The sequence below is a fragment of the Halalkalibacter oceani genome, assembly GCF_023715705.1.
Taxonomy (GTDB): Bacteria; Bacillota; Bacilli; order Bacillales; family Bacillaceae_D; genus Halalkalibacter; species Halalkalibacter oceani_A.
In genome coordinates this window covers 1-18,187 of sequence record NZ_JAMBOS010000010.1, presented here as the reverse complement: position 1 = coordinate 18,187, position 18,187 = coordinate 1, and the positions used below count along the sequence as shown (strand labels likewise).

Sequence of the window (18,187 nt, the reverse complement as noted above, 5' to 3'; positions counted from 1 at the left end):
TCATTTTCCGCCCTCTGTGCAACGTTTGTCCCTTTTTTAAAGCAAATGAGGATATGACCAAGGTTGCCCTTTGACATATCCTTTAACCAGTATGTAAAGAGGTAAAGCCATTGTGTTTTTTATGAAGAAGTCTTTCTTTAAACATGACATATTTATCATCTTTTCTTACGTTCGCCAGATTACGGTCCATTGCTGCAGATGCATCACATTGGCCCAAGGCCGAAACTTTAGTGATGGTCCTTTCCTCCCTTCCGATTCCTCCCCCCCTCGTTGATTACTGATAATTACCCATTCCTTTCTTCCTTCAAACATGATTTATTTCTTATTTTCTTTTTGACCTTAGGGCCGTTTTGTATAGGATGGCAGCCAGCTTCGAACAATAGTAAGGCAAATTCCTTTTTTAACATTTAGGAGGGTAAAGGATGAATGAAGAACACGAGCTTTACTCGGAAATTTACCGAACAAAAGAGAAACTGCTCGAATTAAATTCTGATTACTGGCATTTATACTCTGGTTATTCCACCTGGTACTTCTGGGTTAATTTATTAACCATTTTATTACCACTTGTTTTTTTGTATAAAAAGCTTGATCGGACCAGATTTTTCGAAATATCCTTTTATGGCTATACGGCTCACGTCCTCTGGTCAAATATTGATCAAATGCTTTCCATGTATAACCTGATTGACCATCCTCATCGTTTAACGTATGTACTTCCGTCCGGCATCACGATTACCGCTGTACTCTTTCCGGTTACATTTATGCTGCTGTATCAATATTGCAGCAATCGCCAGAAAAGCTTTTTTCTTTGTGCGCTTTTCGGTTCCATCCTCTTTTCTTTCGGGTTCGGCGCGCTTTCAAGAATGGCCGGCTTACTTACGCTACACAAAGGGATGAATCTGTTTTATTTATTTTTGATTGACATATTAGTCGCTTACGCCGCTTATGCGTTTACCGCCCTATTCAAATACTTAAAAAAAAGAGAGCCGGTTATATAGCAAACAGAAGTCAACGTTAGGCAGTCGACTTCTGTTTTTTTACTATTTAACCCCAAAGCTTCTCCACTTTTAAAGGAACGTAGACTTCATCGCTTTTAATCGCTTTATGAATAATCGGATTTTTAAATTGGCTTTTTAATTCCTTTTCCAGCTGCTTACGCCTTTCTGCCGCTTGCTTACTCATGTTCATTTCCAGATTACTTTTTTCCACTTTTATCTCTCCTTTTCATGATGGTTACCTGTTTTATTCCCGATTTGTCCGCTGTAAAACAAAGAAAAATTAAATTATGCGTTGTCATTTTTCAGAAATATGATACTATTATTACAATACTTATAAAACATAGCTGTTTTGTATGTTTTATAAGTAAACGCACAAATGGGGGAAAGAGAACAGATGAGAAAGCCATTATTTATTATTTTATGCGCAATCGGAATCAGCTTCGGCTTGATCGCCTGCGGACAGAGCGAGCAGACGAATACAGAGGATCCGGCTGAGCAAGACCAACAAACAGATGAAACAACTGATGAAGGAGCGGCAAGCCTCGATTATCCGACAAGGGATATCGTGATTTTAGTCGGGCATGGAGCAGGCGGTGGAATGGATACATTTTCGCGCCAGGTAGCAGCCGGCCTCGAAGACAGACTCGGGGTTAATGTTAACGTAATCAATCATGAGGGAGCAGGCGGTGTTATCGCGAAGGAAATCGGGGCGAACGAACCGGCTGACGGTTATACGATTGTCGCGACCGGTGCTCTCCCGATTCAAGTGGCAATGGGAACAAATACGGATAATCAACTAAATGTCTTTACACCGATAGCCCGCCTGCAAAGTGATACATTTGCGTTACAGATCAAACCAGACACTTTTGAAAACATCGACGATTTGTTTGAGGAAACGAAAACAAGAACAATAAAGATCGGTGGTACGGGTATCGGCACGACCGATCATATCGTTTTTACGATGCTTCACGCTGAAACCGAGCTGGCGATTGAATTCATCCCGTTTGAAGGCGCCGGTCAAATGCATGCGGCACTTCTCGGTGGCCATATTGATGCGATGCTGGAAGAAGTCGGTCCTGTCGCCTCTTCTATCGAGGCGGGAGAAATGGAGCCTGTCCTCTTCTTCGCTGATGAGCGGATTGAGGATTTCCCGGATGTACCGACAAGCGTGGAAATGGGCTATGACATCACGACTGGCGTCGAACGCGGCTTAATGATCCGCAACGAGGTGCCGACCGAAATTATTGAGCTGCTGGAAGAAACGGTCAAAGATATTTATGATTCTCCTGAATATAAAGAGTTTGAGCAAAATTCCTATTTGCATCTTCGGGAAGGCTGGCTCGGTTCAGAGGACTATCATGAAAAATTAACAAACGACATCGAATTGTTTACCGAGATTTTATCGTCGATAGACACTGAATCATAATCGAAGCAGCGCTGCGAAAAGGAGCCGGCTCAAAGGACTTTTATCCTTTGAGCAAGCTCCTTTTGACATTTACCTTATAACCGCAGGGGCTTTTAAATCAACCTCGACGTCAATGTGATAGGTCAGCCCAGTACAGCCCCAGTAAAAACGTGCTAATTAAAAAAAGCAAGATAACGCAACGCCGTTAAAAATATCAATCCGGCTAATCTTTTCCTTTACTTGCGCCAGCTGTTGCTCATCGACGAGCTCACAAGCTTTTTATATAAAGCAAATGCGCTTCCGCATCCCCTGCCTGCATGTTGCATGAAATGACATCAAAAGTGTCCGCGAACGTTGCGATGACTTCATTTTAATATTCTTAATTGTTCCCTGTTTGTCCATACGAACCTTCCTTGATTAATAGTGGCAATTTCATTAACATTTCCTAATCAGCGGAATATATTTGCAGGAAATAATTACCGCTATCGCTCCAATGATAAAGATCAAATTATTTAGGATAAAATCAATCACCGCATTTGTCACTCCTTATGTACGCACTTTTTCAAACGACCCGACTTTTTCTTTTTATCCCCACAAGCAAAAAACCCCCGGCACCAGCAGTGCCAAGGGGTTTCCATCTTAGTAGTTTTGCAGGTATTGGTCGCGTTCCCAAGGGTGAACTTGGGTGCGGAACATATCCCATTCGATTTCTTTTGCTTCTACAAAGTGCTCAACTGCGTGTTCGCCGAGAGCTTCAACAAGCACATCGTCGCTGATCAGCTTGTCAACCGCTTCTTTCAATGTAGCTGGAAGATCGTTAATTCCTTCTTCGATCCGCTCTTCCTTGCTCATCACGTAGATGTTGCGGTCTGTTGCCGGTGGCGGCGTTAATTTCTTCTTAATGCCGTCAAGGCCTGCCGCGAGCATCGCTGCCATCGCAAGATAAGGGTTTGCTGCAGGGTCCGGGCTGCGAACTTCAATACGCGTACTTACGCCGCGAGACGATGGAATCCGGACAAGCGGACTGCGGTTGCGCATCGACCATGCGACATAGACAGGTGCTTCATAGCCAGGAACGAGACGCTTGTACGAGTTGACGATCGGGTTCGTAAGTGCGGTAAAAGCTTCCGCATGCTTAAGAATTCCGCCGAGAAAGTGCATCGCCGTTTCGCTGAGCTGACTGTCTGTTGATTCGTCATAGAACACATTGCCGTCTTTGTCGAATAGTGACATGTTACAATGCATTCCTGAACCGTTTACGCCGAATAACGGCTTTGGCATGAATGTCGCGTGAAGGCCGTGCTTGCGAGCAATCGTCTTAACAACGAGCTTAAACGTTTGAATGTTGTCGCAGGCTGTCACCGCATCTGCATATTTAAAGTCAATTTCGTGCTGACCAGGGGCTACTTCGTGGTGAGAAGCCTCGATATCAAAGCCCATGTCTTCAAGCTCAAGCACGATATCACGACGGCAGTTTTCACCTAAGTCAGTTGGCGCAAGGTCAAAGTAACCACCTTTGTCATTCAGTTCAAGCGTCGGCTCTCCCTTTTCATCATTTTTGAAAAGGAAAAACTCCGGCTCAGGTCCGATGTTGAAAGCGGTGAAGCCCTGCTGCTTCGCTTCGCTCAACACTCGCTTAAGGATGCCGCGCGGATCTCCTTCAAATGGAGTCGGCTCTTCGCCAGGCTTTCCAGGCTGATAAATGTCACAAATAAGGCGGGCTACCTTGCCTTTTTCCGGTGTCCAAGGGAAAATGACCCATGTGTCTAAATCCGGATATAGATACATATCAGATTCCTCGATACGAACAAACCCTTCAATCGAAGAACCGTCAAACATCATTTTGTTGTCAAGCGCCTTTGGCAATTGATCAACCGGTATCTCTACATTTTTAATAATTCCTAATAAGTCGGTAAATTGAAGACGAATAAAACGAACGTTTTCTTCATTTGCAATGCGCATAATGTCGTCTTGCGTATACTTTGCCATCCTATGTAATCCCCTTTCAAAATCATTTATTTAGAAAAACAAATTCTCCACTAAAGAGACGTTGTTTTTTCTTAATCGTTTTAAATAATGAGTATCCTTTATTTCATCTATAAAGCAATGTAATCCAGAGCATGACTTGTCATCAAAAAAGTCTTGTACGTTCTTTTCCGATTCGAGTCATTCAAGCTCTCTTTTCCTTTACCCACTTCTTTCCTTCATCTACCTCTTTTTTTCTATTTCATTTATTTAATTCTTATTAATGAAAGAAACGTGATAACTGACCTTGGATGATGGAAGCGCGTCCCATTCGGCCGGCCATGACAAGCTCATTCTTCAAGTGCTTTCTCAGCTCACGGTCGCTCATGTTTTTATCTGTTTTCTTTTCTGATTCGGCATGATTTTGCGCCTGCTGCTTCAGCTGAATGACCTGTTTCACCCCGGAAATGTTGACGCCCTGTTCAATTAAGGCTTTAATTTCTAACAGTCTATCAACATCGTAAAAGGAAAACAAACGCTGGTTTCCTTTTGTTCTTGCCGGTGCGACAAGACCGTGTTGTTCATAATAACGAATTTGTCTGGCAGTTAATTCTGTTAACTGCATGACAATTCCAATCGGAAACAAAGGCATATTTCGACGAACTTTATCGTTCATGTCAGCAACCTCCTTCGCTCTCTATTTTATTCTACTAGATGTCACATACCGTGTCAACATATGTCAGGTTAGTTGACATCGAATTACCATTCTTTACAAAACACGATGAACAACTAGTCAATATCCTGTTCGATAATTGAATCAATCGCCTGCAGAACGGCAATTTTCACATGCTCATATGTTAGCCCACCCTGCACATAAGCGACATACGGAGGACGGATCGGTCCATCCGCTGTCAGCTCAATGCTTGCTCCTTGAATAAAGGTCCCCGCTGCCATAATGACTTTGTCCTGATAGCCCGGCATCGCGCTTGGCTGCGGCGAAACATGGGCGTTTACAGGGGAAGCCGCCTGGATTGCCTGACAGAATGTAATCATTTTTTCCGCCGTTGGAAAGGTGACGGATTGGATTAAATCGGTGCGTCTCGTCTCCCAGCTCGGCGTCGTTTCCATCCCAAGCGCTTCTAGGGCGGCGGCGGTGAAAACAGCGCCTTTTACTGCTTGTGAGACAACATGGGGGGCAAGGAAAAAACCCTGGTACATTTCAAGCAGACTGTACAGGCTCGCCCCGCCTTCCGCGCCGATCCCTGGAGCAGCGAGGCGATAGGAAGCAAGCTCGATCAGCTCCCGTCTGCCGACGAGATAGCCTCCGGTTTTCACGATGCCCCCGCCTGGATTTTTAATAAGCGAACCGGCGATAATGTCAGCGCCAACATCACACGGCTCCTTCGTTTCGACAAATTCACCATAGCAATTATCGACAAAGATAATCGCGTCCTCCTTCAAGCTGCGAATAAAGCTGATCATCTGTCCGATTTGCTCGATCGTAAAGGACGGGCGGTTGCCGTAGCCTTTTGAGCGCTGGATGCCAATGACCTTCGTTTTGCTGTTTAACGCTTCTTTAATTCGCTGTTCATCGATCCAGCCCGATTCCAATAATGGAATCGCATTATAATCAACCTGAAAATCCTTGAGCGATCCTTTTCCGTTTCCACGAATGCCGACGATTTCCTCCAAGGTGTCATACGGCTTTCCCGTAATATACAAAAGCTCGTCCCCCGGCCGCAAAATCCCGAATAAAGCCGTGGCAATCGCATGGGTCCCGGATATAATCTGCGGGCGGACAAGCGCCGCCTCGCCTCCAAACACGTCTGCATAAATCGCTTCAAGTGTGTCACGCCCGCTGTCATCATACCCGTAACCGGTTGAAGGGGTAAAATGAAAGTCAGCTACTTGATGCTTGCGAAAAGAACGCATCACCTTTGCCTGGTTTTCACAGGCGACCGCTTCTATCTCCTGATGGTGGGCGTGAATGTTTTTTTCAATCGTTTCTGTCAGCTCTTTCAGCTGCCTTTGATGGTGCAATTGACTGTACATATTCTGTTATTCCTCATCTTTCATCCGATTCCGTAATTCTTGTCCTAATGCGGTATGCTGACTGACATAGCCGCTTACCTCGTATTGCTCCTCCGCTTCATCCCACCGCTGGACACTGCGCAACGTTTCCTGTTTGCAGCGCGCAAGTAAACGTCCCTCGTCAGGAGAAAGCATGACACGATAAGGCATAAGCTGTTCAATCAGCTTTTCTTCAATGACATTCTTTAATTCATTTACATCTTCCTGCTCAAATGCGCTGACCTCAACCGAGTCCTCTGTCCGTGTTGGAAAAAAATCCTCGACTTGCTCGTCAGCTTTATTATACACCAACAGCTGCGGGATCTGATCGGCCCCCAGCTCTTCGACTAACGTCCTCACCGTCCGCTCGTGCTGGTGATAATCCGGATTGGAGCTGTCGACAACATGCAGTAGCAAATGAGCGTGCTGCAGCTCCTCCAATGTCGAGCGAAAAGCGGCGACAAGCGTCGTGGGCAAATCCTGGATAAAACCGACCGTATCCGATAAGAGCACCTGCAGACCACTTGGCAAAATGAACTGCCTTGTCGTTGGATCAAGTGTCGCGAAAAGCTGATTTTCCTCAAGCGTATCCGCCGCTGTTAGCCGGTTTAACAAGGTCGACTTACCGGCATTCGTATAGCCGACAATCGCAATTTGCAAGACCTCATTCTGCTTTCGCCGTTCACGGTAGCGCTGACGATGCCCAACGACGGCTTCCAGCTGATGCTTGATCTCATCCATCCGGCGGCGAATATGTCTACGGTCTGATTCCAATTGGGTTTCCCCTGGTCCTTTCGAGCCGATTCCCCCGCCTTGCCGGGAAAGGGCCAGCCCTTGTCCAGCCAAACGCGGCAATAAATACGAGAGCTGTGCCAGCTCCACCTGCAGCTTCCCTTCTCTGGACTGGGCTCGCGCCGCGAAAATATCCAAAATCAACTGTGTCCGATCAATAATTGTCACCTTTGTCCGGACATGCATATTGCGAACCTGACTTGGTGACAGCTCATCGTTAAAGACAATTGTATCGGCCTGCTTTTCTTCAATTAAGGCGATGATTTCATCGACCTTTCCCCGACCAATGTACGTGGAGGGTTCGACCTTCTGCCGTTTTTGCGTCACCACTGCAACAACGGTTCCCTTTGCTGTTTTCACGAGGCTTGCTAATTCATCCATTGAACGTGCAAAGCTGTCATCATCCTCGCTAAATTGACAACCGACTAAAATAACCTTTTCCGTTTCCCTTTGCCGGACTTCCTGCACACTACTCCACATCCTTCAGCTAGTCTTCCATTTAGTATGAACAATCATTGTTCATCTTACCATGAAACGGCAGCAGAAAGGAGGGGCAGTGAAGACTCATAAACGAATCTGACATTTTTCCTTAATCGCTTCGATCATTTGGATCGCTCTTTGGTCAATCGTATGGTGCCGATGAATGAATTCATAGCCAGCCTGGCTAATCCGCTGTCGTTCAGCCTCGTTTTTTAAATAGTACTGTGTTTGTTCATAAAATGTGTCGACGGTACAGGCAACATAATGAACTTGATCGGCAAAGCCCAGCTCCGCGATTTCCAAGTTCGTTTCCGCCAGCAGCAAGGTTTTGCAGGCAAGTGCTTCAAAAAACTTCAGTACGGCAATCCCGCCGGCATTAATGCGGCTTCCGCACGTATAAAAGATTTTTGCCCGGTTTAACTCGCGCGCATAGCGCTCGTTAACCAACACCTCCTCGTTTTTCGCTGAGGCGATGACCCGATGTCCAGGGTGGGGCTGATAGACAAAGCCTGGTTCTGTCCGCATTCTCTCCAATACAGCGTCCCGAAACGCGTACCTTCCTTTAACTGGCATCGCTTTCGGGCTTTTGTCAGCAGGCAGGCGACTTTTGTCTTCAATATAAACGAGACCCATTAATAACGTATCAATGTCTTTCTTTTCCTTCCAGTCCTTCATTACAGCTGGATTGATCGCCCATGGCCACCAGCAAAGCCGCTCACTATATTGAGGAAACAACTGTAAAAACGGGTGCTTCGTCGCAGAAAAGATCATATCGACTTTATTTTCATCGAAATATTTCCTGCGTTCCTCTGGCTTCCAGTCAACGTCAATCACATAGCAACCTTTAGGGATATCGACTTGTCCCAGACCCGTGATCTTTGGCGCCAGACCGTACCTCCAAGCGATGTCGTAGTGAAAAATAAAATCCGGCCGATGATCCAAACCGGCTAAAATCTCCCGGATATCTCCCGATTCATGCCAATATTCAACATCGGCGTATTTCTCGAGAGCGCGGATCATATCCATTTTCGGCTGGTGCTTTATATAAACCCAAATCTTGTTGATTAAGACGAGTATTTTCACCTTTCGTGCCTCGCTCATTTCTTCTCACCCCTTTTAGCTTCCATATTCTATTACTATGTCACATGCGGCTTACCGCTGTAGACATTCAGGAAAGAATTTAAAAAGAGGCTGGAAGTCATCCTTATATACTGGAGAAAAGGCATCGCGCTTTTGTCATGCTATAAAATAGCAGGACCACCGGTTTTCCGGTACCCCTGCTTTCCCCGCTCATGTCAGCTTGACATGAGACGCTTGAAATTGAAAATCCTCACGCTTTATTTGCGTCAGCGAATCCCGGTCATAGCGCTGCTCTTTTAATAAGCGCACCGCCTGCAGACGGATCGCCTCCTCAATGATATTGCGAATATAACGGCCGTTACTGAACGTTCGCTCCTGTTCCTGACTAATTTTACGCAAATGCTCCTTAACGTGATAGGCTCCGTCCTTTGACAGCTCATACTCCCGCTCCTCCAGCATGCGGTGAACCATTTCCATCAGCTGGTCGGTCGTATAATTTGGAAAGTCAATCGCGATCGGAAAACGAGAAGGCAGTCCGGGATTTAAAGAAAGAAAATAGTCCATTTCGCGTGAATAACCGGCGAGAATCAGCACGAAGTCATGCTGGTGATCCTCCATCGCTTTCACTAATGTATCAATTGCTTCCTTGCCAAAGTCCTTTTCGCCCCCTCTGGCCAGAGAATATGCTTCATCAATAAACAGGACACCGCCATTGGCTTTTTTCAGAACATCACGTGTTTTTTGGGCCGTGTGACCGATGTATTCCCCGACGAGATCTGCCCGCTCAACTTCAATAAAGTGACCTTTCGTCAGCACTTCCATTTCAAAGAGGAAAGAGGCGATGATCCGGGCGACTGTCGTCTTACCCGTGCCTGGGTTTCCTTTAAAAATCATGTGCAGCACTTGCTTGTTTGCCTTTAACCCCTTTTCTTTGCGGCATTGATTAATATAGAGCCAGGCGTATATTTCTTTTATCAGCCGCTTTACTTGCTCAAGTCCGACATATTGCCCTAGCTCCTGTTCAAATTTCAGCAATATTTCATGCTGTTCTCTTTCCTCTTTTGTTTGAAAAAACGGCTCAATTTGCTCGTTCGCGTCGACCGTTCTATGATTGAGCACAACATTGATGCGCCCACGTTTTCTAGTCTGTGCTGGGTTATTCATGCTGTCACCCCTTCGCTCCATCTACAGCGTAAGACAAATAGCTTCTTTTACACTATACGCAAAAATGGGCGAACATGTGAGTAATGATTAAGAAAAACCGCCGGCGTTTTATCTTTTATAGTTTCTTATATTAAGAAAAGACACGAGCTTTTTAGAAGCTGCGTGCGGAGCCGATACCTTCGCTTTCCAAAAAGAGGTACTGATAGTACACTTAAAGGGGAAGGAGGGAGGAGCATGACGACAGAACTCGCCCACTATATGGAGGAGTATTTGCAGCACCTTGCACTTCGAGGAAGGAAACCGTCTACGCTGAAGCGCTACCGTTATGATCTGCTCGATTTTTGCAATTGGGTCCGGACAACGAGGGCGGACAAGCTGCCGCTCGACCAAAAGGAAGTCAGTGCCGCCGAGCTCGAACTGTTTTTCGCTGAGCTACTGGAAGAGCGCCGCTACCACACCCGGACGATCCGCCGAATTCACAGCGTCTTGCGCCAGGTAGCCCGTTACGAGGCAAGCCTCGGGCGTTCGCATTTACGACCTGTCCTCGAACTGGAACCGCCGAATCTGACGGAATTGCCTTTGAATGAGGAAGAGTGGCTGTCCGCGAAAGAAAAAAAGCGGCTTTTACACACCCTCTCCTCTGAGCATGGTCTGTCCGCGCAGCAGCTGGAGACCTTTCCTTTTTACCGCGAACGCAATCAGCTGATCGTCGTGCTGATGCTGAAATATGGCCTGTCCTTGCGTGAGGTTCATCACCTTTCGATCCGCGATGTCAAATTTGAAACGAATGACATCCTCGTTCGTTACGAGGAGCCGTTACGCCGGATAACGCTCGATGACGGAGATAAGCAGCTCGCCTATCGCTATTTCCAGACAATCCCGGAACCGGTGCGGCCGTGCTACCATAGCGCTGACCCTTTCTTTGTCGCCTTTGATTTCAAACGAAAGACCTTTCACTGGTCCTATGATGACGACCAGCCAAAGCGAATGACGATAATCGCGATCCAGAAAATGCTGCGGATTGAAGTGAAGCGGGCCGGGCTGCGCAAAGGAATCAGTGCGCAAACATTGCGAAACACCTTTATCTTGGAGCAGTTTAGGCAAGGGGTAACAGGGGATGAGCTGATCAGCCGGATCGGCTATACGTCGCCTCTTTCATTAAAGCGTTACTTGCAAACAGTGGAAGAAATGCCGCAGAAACAAAAAGAAGCTGCCTCAGAAGGTTGAGCATTACCTTTTGAGACAGCTGTTAACCGGTGTCACGAGATCCCTTACAAAAACAGGGAGCGACTCTCGCTGCACGAGCGGGAAGAAACGTGCTCCCGACAGATGTTCAAAGGAGGTATGCGCCTTTTTGGCATACTCCTTTTATGTTAAAGAGTTGAGTCTGCTTCAGACTTCAACTGGACATTGCGTTGAGGAGCAAACGTCGAAATCGCATGCTTATAAACAAGCTGTTGCTTTCCTTCCGTTTCCAAAATGACCGTAAAGTTGTCAAATCCCTTGACCTGCCCGCGCAGCTGGAAGCCATTTAATAAAAACACGGTTACGGCAATATTATCTTTTCGCAATTGATTTAAAAACTGGTCTTGAATATTAATAGGTTGTTGTTTCATCGGATTGTCCTCCTCTAATTGGCTCTCTCTTTACTTCGCTGTCGAAGAATTATTTCCTTCAACAAATGTGCAAATTTCGTGAAAAACTTGATCTGTTAAACCAGCCGTCATATCAAACCAGCTCGCTTCTGATTTGTTGCGAAACCATGTCAGCTGCCGCTTGGCATAGCGCCGTGAATTCTGCTTCAGCATCTCAATCGCTTCATCAAGCGGGCAATCTCCGTCGAAGTAAGCAAAAAGCTCCTTATAGCCAATTGCCTGCACGGCCTGTCCCGTTCTCAAACCGGTATCGTAAAGCCACCTTGCTTCCTCGATCAGCCCTGCGGTAATCATTTGGTCAACCCGTTGATTGATCCGCTTGTAAAGCAGCTCTCTCTCCATCGTCAGCCCGATATAGGTGAGCTCATAAGGCGAATCGTGACGGCCTTCATCCTGCTGCTGGGCTGAAAACGGCCTACCAGTCACCTTCGTCACCTCAAGCGCGCGAATCACCCGTCTGACATTGTTCGGATGAATAAGCTCCGCTGCCCGGGCATCGGCCTCTCGCAATCGCCCGTGCAACGCTTCTTTACCATGGGCCTCAGCAAAAGCCTCCAGCTGCTGACGGTAAGCTTCGTCGACCGGCAGCGCCTCAAGCTGATAGCCTTTTGTGACGGCATTAACGTAGAGACCGGTGCCACCGACGAGAAACGGCAGGCGGCCCGCGGCATGGATCTGCTCAATCAGCGGCTCGCAGCGTTCCTTAAACTCGGCGACGGAAAACGGCTCCGACGGGTCCTTGATATCAATCAAGTGATGTGGTACCCCTTCCTGCTCGGCTTTCGACACCTTTGCCGTGCCAATGTCGAGCCCTTTGTACACCTGCATCGAGTCACCGCTGATTACTTCGCCATTATATTTGTGACATAGCTGGATGCTGAGTGCTGTTTTCCCAACGGCAGTCGGACCTACTATGACAACTAGCTTCTTTTTCATCATCTTCTCCCTGTTTGTCAAAATTCAAACCTGCTTCGTGTCACTTTTTCTTTTTTCAATATAGCCGTAATGAAAAGCGGCGTGCTGCCTTTTGCACACATGAAAGGAAAAACGGGCGAAACGGCTGCTCTGCCAATGGTCCTTCAGCACAACGCGAAAGCGGCTCACCCGAAGGGCTTCCTCGATCACAGCCTCCGTCAGCTCCTCATGACAGGCAAAGAGCTTTAACGCGCTGATTCCGCTCGATGCCGGCAAATGCGTTTCAAACATCGGGTCGAAATAGACGACGTCGATCGACTGAGCGGGGAGGGTTCGTAAATAGTCGAAATGATCAGCGGCCACAACGTCGACCGCTCTCATTGCCGCCAGCATCTCGCTGCTCCCTTCCTGCCACTCTCTCAGCCCTTCAGCGACAATCAAGGCGAGAACGGGATTCGCTTCAAGCCCTGTCACCCTGCCTTCCCGTCCAACGGCGACCTTGGCGACAAGGCTGTCAGCGGCCAGTCCAAGCGTACAATCAAGCATGCTCATCCCCGGCTGCAATCCGGCCGCTTCGACGAGCGGATCATGTCCGGAGCGGAGCAGCTGCTTAACGCGAAACATCGCCGAATTAGGATGATAATAAAACGGTTCTCCGCCTTCCTGCGGATAAAGGGTCAGCCTTTGCTTTCCGACGACGAGCACATCTGTCCGGTAGCGCCTCGTCAAGTCCTCGACCGAGCTTTTTCCACGGCCGATAAATGGACTGTCCAGCCTGCGGCTGATTTGTTCGGCTTTTTCGCTGACCTGCTTTGCATTTCTTTCCACGGTAGTGACAATCATCGCCTGACTCCATTCCTTTCCTTACATCACTCGCTTAAACATTTTCTCCAGGGCATAGGTTGAGAAATGAACGATGATCGGCCGTCCGTGCGGGCAGGTAAACGGATCCTGACACGCTCTGAGCGCTTCCAGCAAGGCAAACATTTCATCCTGGCGTAAATGCCGGTTCGCTTTGATCGCCGCTTTGCAGGACATCATAATCGCCGCTTCCTCGCGCAGCTTGGCGATGTCGACCTTGCGATGCGTCAGCATATAATCGATAATTTCCCGGATCGTCTCTTCCTCTGCTCCTTTTGGCAGCCACGTTGGATATGACCTGATAATAAACGCCTGAGTGCCGAATACTTCAAGAAAAACCCCAACCTCGGCCAGCGCTTCTTTCTGCTCCGTCAAAATTTCTTTTTCCTGAGCGGTGCATTCGAGCGTAATCGGTAGGAGCAATTCCTGAACCTGCGGCGTAATGTCGCCGACCTTATCACGATAATATTCATATTTGATCCGTTCCTGGGCGGCGTGCTGATCGATCAAATACATCCCTGTCTCATTTTGGGCGATGATATAGGTCCCATGCATTTGCCCAACCGGATACAGAACCGGCACGCGCTCCTGTGCTTCCGGCGAGACTGCTTCCTCTATGCCGCTATTTGCCTGCTGAGGAGGTGCAGAAGGCGTTTCAACGGGTGCTTCCTGCTCTGTCCCCCCGTTAACATCGACGGTCTCCTGCTGCTCTGCCGCTGTCTCGAGCTTTTCTTCCTCTGAGAAAAACAAGGGGGCGGGATCCGGCGTTTCGCGGACCGTTTCTGCCTGCTGGCGTTCCGGTGCCGGAGCTTCGTCGTTCTTTTGAGCCTGCTGTACTTGCCGTGGTGCTTCAGCCTGGCTGTAGTCGAGCTGAATCGGGAGCTGCTCAGTTTGACTTTGCTTCTTCGATGGAGTAACTTCACTACGCCTGTTCAGATCAGCGGCGGGTATCAGCTGTTCTTTCTGCCAGAGGGCGCGGATCGTTTTTGTCAGAAGTTCGCCAAGCTCTTCCTCTTTGCTTAAGCGCACTTCGAGCTTCGCCGGATGGACGTTGACATCAATCAGCTGTGGATCCATCGAAATCGCGACCACGGCAATTGGAAAACGGCCGATCGGCAGAAGCGTATGATAGCCGTCCTGAATCGCGCGCGCCAGCGAATAATTACGGATAAAGCGGCCATTTACAAAGATCGACATATATTGACGTGAAGCTCTTGTCAGCTCCGGCAGCCCGGCATACCCTTCGATCGTGTAATCAAGTGATTCTCTGGAAAAAGGGCGCATGCTACGGGCGACATTCCGCCCATAGATTGCCGCCAATACTTGCTTCAAATCACCGTTTCCAGCTGTTTTCAGCATTTCCTTTTGATTGTGATAGCATTCAAAGGCGACATCCGGATGGGCGAGGGCCAGTCGATTGACGATATCGCTAATGTTACCCGCTTCCGTATGAACGGTTTTGACATATTTCAGCCGGGCCGGTGTGTTGTAAAATAAGTTCGTCACCGTAATGTCGGTCCCTTTACGGGCAGGGGCTGCTTTTTTATGCTTGATCACGCCGCCCTCAAGTCGCAGCTCCACGCCCGCGCCTTCGCCTGTGCTCGTCTGCAAGGTCAGATGGGAGACAGAGGCGATACTCGGCAGCGCCTCACCACGGAAACCGAGGCTTTTAATCTGAAACAAATCGCGATCCGTCTTGATCTTGCTCGTCGCGTGACGCAAAAATGCCGTTTCGACATCTGCTTCCGGTATACCTTCTCCATTATCGACAATGCGCAGCGAGCTCAAGCCGCCCTCTTCGATTTCGATCAAAATATGCGTACTGCCGGCGTCAAGCGAGTTCTCCACAAGCTCCTTTACGATCGAAGCGGGTCGCTCGACAACTTCCCCGGCGGCGATTTTATTTGCAAGAGCATCATCGAGCTTGATAATTTTCGCCATCGCTCCCTCTCCTCTCTTAGCTTCTCTCTTTTACTTTAATAGACGTTGCAGCTCATTGATAAAGCTGATCGCTTCAATTGGCGTCATATGAAGAACATCCTTCTCGTTCAGCTGCTTGATCACAGCTTCTTCCTTCTCCAAGCGGCGAGACGGCTTCTTCTTTCGTTCCGTTGTCGCGGCGGTTTCGGCAATTGCCGCTTCCTCGAACAGCGACAGCTGTTCACCGACCTGCTGAGGCGGCGACGCGTGCCATGCTTGTCCACCGCCCTTTTCCAGCTCCTTGAGCAGGTCGTCCGCCCTTGAGATGACTTCTTCCGGCAGCTCGGCCAATTGCGCGACGTAAATCCCGTAGCTGCGGTCAGCCTGTCCGTCGATAACCTTATGCAAAAACACGACCGTCCCATTTTCTTCAACAGCGGAGACGTGAACATTTTTCAAATGCTCAAGTGAGCCTTCAAGCGCGGTCAGCTCATGGTAATGGGTGGAGAACAGCGTCTTCGCCCGCAGATGATCATGAATGTATTCAATGATCGCCTGAGCGAGTGCCATTCCGTCATAGGTCGACGTGCCGCGCCCGATTTCATCGAGCAGAAGCAGACTGTTTTCCGTCGCTTTCGTCAGCGCATACCGTGTTTCCAGCATTTCAACCATGAATGTACTTTGTCCACTCGCTAAGTCGTCAGCGGCACCAATTCTCGTAAACACCTGGTCAAAAACCGGCAATTCCGCCTGATCGGCCGGGACAAAGCAGCCGATTTGCGCCATGATGCTCAAAAGTGCCAGCTGGCGCATGTACGTACTCTTCCCTGCCATGTTCGGCCCGGTAATGAGCAGCATTTCACGGCCTTCCTCCATCATGACATCATTGGCGACATACTGCCCTTTCGGAATCACCGTTTCAACGACTGGATGCCGTCCGGCGACGATCTGAATCCGGCGGTCCGGCGAAAATTTTGGCCGCGTGTAGCGCCTTGTTTCGCTGACAGCGGCAAAGCCGGCAAGGGCATCAATTTCACTGATCGCCCGGGCAAGCGACTGAATCGCGCTGACGTACTGCTTCGCTTCCTCGCGGACAGCGACGAACAGCTCATATTCCAGCTGCTCCATTTTTTCTTCCGCTTCTAAAATAAGCGCTTCTTTTTCCTTTAGCTCAGGTGTGATAAAGCGCTCCGCATTCGTTAATGTTTGCTTACGCTCATAGCGTCCTTCCGGCAGCAGATGAAGATTCGCTCTCGTCACTTCAATATAGTAGCCAAAGACGCGGTTGAAGCCGATTTTCAGCGATTTCACTCCGGTCTCGCGCTTCTCTCTCTGTTCCAGCTCGGCGATCCACTGCTTGCCGTTTTTGCTCGCGTCGCGGTAGGAATCGAGCTCCTGATGAAAGCCGTCGCGAATCATCCCGCCTTCGGTGACGGAAATCGGCGGATCGTCAACGAGGCTCGTTTCGAGCAAATCTACCAGTTTTTCTATGAATTCGTCCTCGCGGAACCAGCGTGCCGCAAGCTTTGGATCAATCGCTGTAATCGTCTGCTTGATCAGCGGAATACTTTGCAAAGAGCGCTTCAGCTGACAAAGCTCTCTCGCATTGACACTTCCATAGGCGATACGGCCGGAAAGCCGCTCCAGATCATAGACATAGCGCAGCTGCTCGCGCAATTCTTCACGCTCGAAATAAGCGGAAATAAAAGCGGAAACAACATCCAGCCGTTCTTCAATTTCCTCCTTGTACAGCAACGGCCGCTCGAGCCAGCTTTTCACAAGCCGCCCGCCCATCGCCGTCACCGTCTGATCAATGACGGCGAGCAGCGAGCCGGCTTTCTTTTTCTCTCGCAGCGATTCCGTCAGTTCGAGATTGCGGCGCGTATGCGTGTCCATCTTCATAAACGAATTCGTCGCATAATAGCGAACCCGCTGCAAATGAGCAAGGGAGCGCTTTTGCGTGCGAATTAAATAGTTTACGAGTCTTGCCACACTTTGAACGAGCTTGTCGGAAGACAGCTCCGCGCACAGGTCGGCATAATCCGGCTCAAGCTCGGTTTTCTCCTCGACGGAAATCGTAAGCGGCCATTTCTCCTCAAGCCGTTTGCGTAAGTCAGGCGAGAAGTCGGCAGCAACGACCAGCTCCTTCGCCTGGGCGCCGGTAATATCGGCGATCACCTCTTCAAAATCGGCGATCAGCGTCACCGCGCATTCACCGGTCGTCAAATCAGCGCGGGCAAGGCCGAATGTTTGATCAGCAAAGCAAGTCAATCCGACCAAATAATTGTTTTCTTTTTCTTTGATTTGGTTGCCGTCCATCACCGTTCCGGGTGTCAGCAGTTTGACGACCTCGCGCTTGACGACGCCTTTTGCTTCCTTCGGGTCCTCGACCTGCTCACAGATCGCAATTTTATAGCCTTTTTCAATCAGGCGGGATATGTATTGATCAGCCGAATGATAGGGAACCCCACACATCGGAATTCGCTCCTCACCCTGTCCCTGGCCGCGGCCGGTTAACGTAATTTCCAGCTCTTCGGCTGCCAGCTTGGCATCTTCATAGAACATTTCATAAAAATCACCAAGGCGAAAAAATAAAAAGGCATCTTTATATTGAGCCTTTATCTCCAAATATTGCTTCATCATTGGGGTAAGCTGTGCCATCTTCGTTCCTCCACGTTCATTATCAGTGGTTCTTATTATAACATAGCTGAAATGATTCTTACATCCACGGCGGATTTCACGCTCAGCTTCTCTGCAAAAAATCAAAACCACCCGTGAGAACGGGTGGTTTGTTCTACGGCTGGAAGCCTTTGTTGCTGACCAGACCCTAAAGGGCCACTGAACGGTTCGCCATTTGTACTTCTTCTACTGGCCAGACCTCAAAG

The 18,187-nt window shown here is 48.6% G+C and carries 15 protein-coding genes; 3 read left to right on the top strand and 12 right to left on the bottom strand.

What is annotated here, in order from left to right; all coding sequences use genetic code 11:
• Positions 1-422: 422 nt before the first annotated feature.
• Positions 423-995: a CBO0543 family protein gene (locus M3212_RS11250; RefSeq protein WP_251194074.1), complete on the top strand. Its 573-nt coding sequence runs from the start codon at positions 423-425 to the stop codon at positions 993-995.
• A gap of 46 nt (positions 996-1,041) precedes the next feature.
• Here M3212_RS11250 and M3212_RS11245 read toward each other — a convergent pair whose 3' ends face one another.
• On the bottom strand, positions 1,042-1,206 hold the full coding sequence (locus tag M3212_RS11245; RefSeq protein WP_251194073.1) for a hypothetical protein: 165 nt from the start codon (positions 1,204-1,206) through the stop codon (positions 1,042-1,044).
• Between the two features lie 183 nt (positions 1,207-1,389).
• On the opposite strand from M3212_RS11245, the gene M3212_RS11240 reads away from it, so the two are divergent.
• Positions 1,390-2,421, top strand: a complete 1,032-nt coding sequence (locus tag M3212_RS11240) for a tripartite tricarboxylate transporter substrate binding protein (protein ID WP_251194072.1) — start codon at positions 1,390-1,392, stop codon at positions 2,419-2,421.
• Positions 2,422-3,039: 618 nt separating this feature from the next.
• Here M3212_RS11240 and glnA read toward each other — a convergent pair.
• From glnA to spoVK, 6 genes are all read right to left on the bottom strand, one after another.
• Positions 3,040-4,389, bottom strand: coding sequence for a type I glutamate--ammonia ligase (gene glnA, locus M3212_RS11235; protein WP_251194071.1), 1,350 nt, complete (start codon positions 4,387-4,389; stop codon positions 3,040-3,042).
• Positions 4,390-4,645: 256 nt separating this feature from the next.
• On the bottom strand, positions 4,646-5,041 hold the full coding sequence (locus M3212_RS11230) for a MerR family transcriptional regulator (protein ID WP_251194070.1): 396 nt from the start codon (positions 5,039-5,041) through the stop codon (positions 4,646-4,648).
• A 113-nt stretch (positions 5,042-5,154) separates the two neighbouring features.
• Positions 5,155-6,417 carry an aminotransferase class I/II-fold pyridoxal phosphate-dependent enzyme gene (locus M3212_RS11225; RefSeq protein ID WP_251194069.1) on the bottom strand — a complete coding sequence of 421 codons (1,263 nt, stop codon included), beginning with the start codon at positions 6,415-6,417 and terminating at the stop codon, positions 5,155-5,157.
• A 6-nt stretch (positions 6,418-6,423) separates the two neighbouring features.
• Positions 6,424-7,707 carry a GTPase HflX gene (gene hflX, locus M3212_RS11220; protein WP_434084045.1) on the bottom strand — a complete coding sequence of 428 codons (1,284 nt, stop codon included), beginning with the start codon at positions 7,705-7,707 and terminating at the stop codon, positions 6,424-6,426.
• An 84-nt stretch (positions 7,708-7,791) separates the two neighbouring features.
• On the bottom strand, positions 7,792-8,808 hold the full coding sequence (locus M3212_RS11215) for a glycosyltransferase (RefSeq protein ID WP_251194067.1): 1,017 nt from the start codon (positions 8,806-8,808) through the stop codon (positions 7,792-7,794).
• Between the two features lie 189 nt (positions 8,809-8,997).
• Complete coding sequence (spoVK, locus tag M3212_RS11210; RefSeq protein WP_251194066.1) at positions 8,998-9,951, bottom strand: stage V sporulation protein K; 954 nt, start codon at positions 9,949-9,951, stop codon at positions 8,998-9,000.
• Positions 9,952-10,185: 234 nt separating this feature from the next.
• Here spoVK and M3212_RS11205 point away from each other — a divergent pair, with 234 nt between their 5' ends.
• Positions 10,186-11,178, top strand: a complete 993-nt coding sequence (locus tag M3212_RS11205; protein ID WP_251194065.1) for a tyrosine-type recombinase/integrase — start codon at positions 10,186-10,188, stop codon at positions 11,176-11,178.
• Positions 11,179-11,324: 146 nt separating this feature from the next.
• Here M3212_RS11205 and hfq read toward each other — a convergent pair whose 3' ends face one another.
• The 5 genes from hfq to mutS are packed head-to-tail and all read right to left on the bottom strand — an operon-like array spanning position 11,325 to position 17,963.
• Positions 11,325-11,567, bottom strand: coding sequence for an RNA chaperone Hfq (hfq, locus tag M3212_RS11200; RefSeq protein ID WP_251194064.1), 243 nt, complete (start codon positions 11,565-11,567; stop codon positions 11,325-11,327).
• 30 nt (positions 11,568-11,597) lie between these two features.
• Positions 11,598-12,542 carry a tRNA (adenosine(37)-N6)-dimethylallyltransferase MiaA gene (miaA, locus tag M3212_RS11195; RefSeq protein ID WP_251194063.1) on the bottom strand — a complete coding sequence of 315 codons (945 nt, stop codon included), beginning with the start codon at positions 12,540-12,542 and terminating at the stop codon, positions 11,598-11,600.
• 24 nt (positions 12,543-12,566) lie between these two features.
• Positions 12,567-13,364 (bottom strand): class I SAM-dependent methyltransferase, encoded by a 798-nt coding sequence (locus M3212_RS11190; RefSeq protein WP_251194062.1) that lies wholly within the window; start codon positions 13,362-13,364, stop codon positions 12,567-12,569.
• 21 nt (positions 13,365-13,385) lie between these two features.
• The gene (mutL, locus tag M3212_RS11185) at positions 13,386-15,323 is read right to left on the bottom strand and encodes a DNA mismatch repair endonuclease MutL (protein ID WP_251194061.1); all 1,938 of its coding nucleotides are present in this window, start codon (positions 15,321-15,323) and stop codon (positions 13,386-13,388) included.
• 30 nt (positions 15,324-15,353) lie between these two features.
• A complete protein-coding gene (gene mutS, locus M3212_RS11180) occupies positions 15,354-17,963 on the bottom strand; it encodes a DNA mismatch repair protein MutS (RefSeq protein ID WP_251194060.1) in 2,610 nt (869 codons plus the stop codon).
• Positions 17,964-18,187: the final 224 nt, after the last annotated feature.